We start from the raw sequence: 3,403 nt of genomic DNA, 5'->3' as shown, positions 1-3,403 counted from the left end.
AAAACCCGCGAAGTTTTATTTCAACTCAGCCACGGCTCACCGAAACTACCCCGACAAGAAAGTAACCAAAGCTGATGCGGTGGTGGCAGAAATGGGCTCTTTGGAAGCTTCCAACCACAGAAACATCAACAAAATGATCGTGAACCAGGTGCTTCCCACCTGTCAGCTGCAGATGGGCATGACCGAGCTAGCCCCGGGCAGCGTGTGGAATACCATGCCGGCACACGTACACTCCCGTAGAATGGAGGCCTATTTCTACTTCGAGGTACCCGAAGATCAGGCTGTATGTCACTTCATGGGAGAGGTAGATGAAACACGTCATATCTGGATGAAGGGCGACCAGGCCGTTCTTTCACCCGAATGGTCCATTCACTCTGCTGCTGCTACAAGCAACTACACCTTCATCTGGGGGATGGCCGGCGAGAACCTCGACTATGGCGATCAGGATTTTTCAAAAATTGTGGAATTAAAATAAAAAATAAGATGGTTAATTTTTCATTAGAGGGAAAGATAGCGCTCGTAACAGGAGCATCCTATGGCATCGGATTTGCCATGGCAACAGCTTTAGCTGAAGCAGGAGCCAAAATAGTATTCAACGATATCAACCAGACATTGGTAGACAAGGGCCTTGCCGCATACAAGGAAAAGGGTATCAAAGCCTACGGATACGTTTGCGACGTGACCGACGAAGATGCGGTAAACAAGTTTATTGCACAGGTAACGGAAGAAGTGGGAGTCATTGACATTCTGGTAAACAATGCCGGTATTATCAAGCGTATCCCCATGCACGAGATGTCGGCTGCAGAATTCCGTCAGGTAATCGACATCGACCTGAACGGTCCGTTTATTGTTTCAAAAGCAGTCATTCCGCACATGATCAAGAAAGGACATGGCAAGATCATCAACATCTGTTCCATGATGAGCGAACTCGGCCGTGAAACCGTTTCGGCCTATGCTGCCGCAAAGGGAGGGTTGAAGATGCTTACCAAGAATATCTGTTCCGAATATGGAGAGTACAACATCCAGTGTAACGGCATTGGCCCGGGATATATTGCCACTCCCCAAACCGCTCCGTTAAGAGAAAAACAAGCCGATGGATCCCCCCACCCGTTCGACTCGTTTATCATTGCCAAAACTCCGGCAGCACGCTGGGGAACACCCGAAGATCTTGCGGGTCCAGCAGTATTCCTTGCCTCGGAGGCTTCAAATTTTGTGAACGGACATATCCTCTACGTGGATGGCGGTATATTGGCTTACATCGGTAAGCAACCGTAATAATTAACATTCAGGAGCCGGGAAGCTTGACGAAAAGGAAAAACTTCCTTTCTCTCAGCTTCCGGGCTTTGCAATTCTGTATATCCATAATTAACAAAACAAACCAACCAATCGAAGTTGTATGCAAACAAGGAGTTTATTCCCGTTATCATTGATATTATTGATCTTCTCATTTGTCGGGTGCAGCACGTCTAAAGATCAATTGACCCTGCACATACAGAACCCAGGTTCTGTGGACAGGCAAAATGAGATGGTAGAAGTGGCATGGAAAGATATCCGTCAGAAACTGTCTCTTACAGAAAACCAGGCCATCGTGGTTACCGACAGCTCAGGAAAACAGATTCCTTGCCAGCTGATAAAGAATGGTTCCGACGAGGTGGAGACATTGTTGTTTCCTGTCTCCTTAGCCGCAGGACAAACCGCCTCATTCCAAATATCCACAGGGGTTGCAGAACCCGTGCAAACCATGGTTTACGGAAGATTGGTACCAGAGAGGAAAGATGACTTCGCCTGGGAAAACAACCGTACTGCCTTTCGGGTTTACGGTCCTGCACTAAAAGCAACCGGCGAAATCAGCAACGGAATGGACTTCTGGGCAAAAAGAACCGACTCGCTGGTCATTGACAAATGGTATAAAAACGACCTGTCGGGTTTGGCCTCCTACCACGAAGATCATGGGGAAGGAGTTGATTTCTACAAGGTAGGAAGGACACTTGGCCTTGGCATGACTGCACCTGTCGACAACGACACACTTTGCCTTGGCCACAATTTTGTAACCGCCGAGATCCTGGATAACGGCCCGCTACGACTGACTTTCAAGCTTACGTACGATCCTTACATGGCCGGCGGACATGAAATAAGAGAAACCCGTATTATCTCCCTCGACGCCTATAGCTACTTCAACAAAGTAACCAATATCTTCGAGACAGACACCACCGAACTCACAGTAGCAACAGGCATAGTGATGCCTGAAGAGAATCCGGAAGCAAATGCCGCCACCACCACCTTTGGCGATAACACAGGTATCATTGCCTATGAAACACCCGCCAACGAGGTCAACGGAACCATCTATAACGCGGCAATAAATCCCAACGGATTCGGCATCATCAAGGTTTCTGGCGGCCACTATCTGGGATTGAACAGTTATCAACCCGGAAGCAGGTATACCTACTATGTAGGGGGTGGCTGGAGCAAAGCCGGGTTCAATAGCTTCGAAGACTGGACCCAGTTTGTGAAATCAGAAAAAGAAAAAATAGATCAACCTCTAATAATTCAGATAAAATAAGATGCAAAAAGTTGTCACTTTTGGCGAGATAATGCTTCGCCTGGCCACACCGGGCTATAAAAGATTCGTTCAGTCCGACAATCTTACCGCCACCTTTGGCGGGGGGGAAGCGAATGTAGCCGTTTCACTTGCAAACTACGGCATCCCCGTGGACTTTGTGACCCGTTTACCCAAAAACGATATCGCAGAATGGTGTATCTCCGATCTCCGGAAATACAACGTGGCCACAGACCACATTCTCCGAGGCGGGGAACGTGTGGGTATATATTTCCTCGAAACCGGAGCCGTGGCTCGTCCCTCGAAAGTTGTCTACGACCGCGCAAACTCATCCATTGCAGAGGTGGGAAAAGGAGTATTCAACTGGAAAGAGATCCTCAAAGATGCTACCTGGTTTCACTGGACAGGAATTACACCGGCCCTCTCGCAGGGAGCAGCCGATGCGTGCCTCGAGGCCATTAAAACGGCCAATGAGATGGGAGTGACCGTATCGTGCGACCTCAACTATAGAAAGAATCTCTGGAAATACGGCAAAAATGCATCGGAAATCATGCCCGCCCTGGTGGAAGGATGCGATATCATTCTCGGGAACGAAGAGGATGCCGAAAAGGTATTCGGCATCAAACCGGAAGGATTTAACGTGGAGCATACCGGAGGTGAAGTGGATGCAGCCGAATTTGAGTCGGTATGCAAACAGCTGATGCAAAAGTTTCCCCGCGCAAAAAAGGTGATCATCACGCTACGCGGATCCATCAATGCCAACCACAACACCTGGGGCGGATGTCTCTATTCCGACAAGCTCTATCAGTCAAGAAGATACGACATCACTCATATCGTGGACAGAGT

The 3,403-nt window shown here is 48.5% G+C and carries 4 protein-coding genes; all 4 read left to right on the top strand.

What is annotated here, in order from left to right:
* Window positions 1-475 (top strand): 5-dehydro-4-deoxy-D-glucuronate isomerase (gene kduI, locus B3Z75_RS02685; RefSeq protein ID WP_294067489.1); only part of this gene is annotated, 475 nt, incomplete at its 5' end.
* Between the two features lie 8 nt (window positions 476-483).
* Entirely contained in the window at window positions 484-1,275 is a 792-nt protein-coding gene (locus B3Z75_RS02680; RefSeq protein ID WP_294067484.1) for a gluconate 5-dehydrogenase, read from the top strand.
* Between the two features lie 121 nt (window positions 1,276-1,396).
* Window positions 1,397-2,560 (top strand): DUF4861 family protein, encoded by a 1,164-nt coding sequence (locus B3Z75_RS02675; protein WP_294067482.1) that lies wholly within the window; start codon window positions 1,397-1,399, stop codon window positions 2,558-2,560.
* 1 nt (window position 2,561) lies between these two features.
* On the top strand, window positions 2,562-3,403 hold an 842-nt coding region (locus B3Z75_RS02670; protein WP_294067480.1), incomplete at its 3' end, for a sugar kinase.

Source organism: Proteiniphilum sp. UBA1028 (assembly GCF_002316955.1).
Taxonomy (GTDB): Bacteria; Bacteroidota; Bacteroidia; order Bacteroidales; family Dysgonomonadaceae; genus Proteiniphilum.
The sequence above is the reverse complement of the archived record's forward strand: the minus strand, read 5'-3'. Positions and strand labels throughout refer to the sequence as shown.

Coding starts and splice junctions, on each gene's coding strand:
- B3Z75_RS02680 (WP_294067484.1), top strand. CDS start 484: ATGGTTAATTTTTCATTAGAGGGAAAGATAGCGCTCGTAACAGGAGCA.
- B3Z75_RS02675 (WP_294067482.1), top strand. CDS start 1,397: ATGCAAACAAGGAGTTTATTCCCGTTATCATTGATATTATTGATCTTC.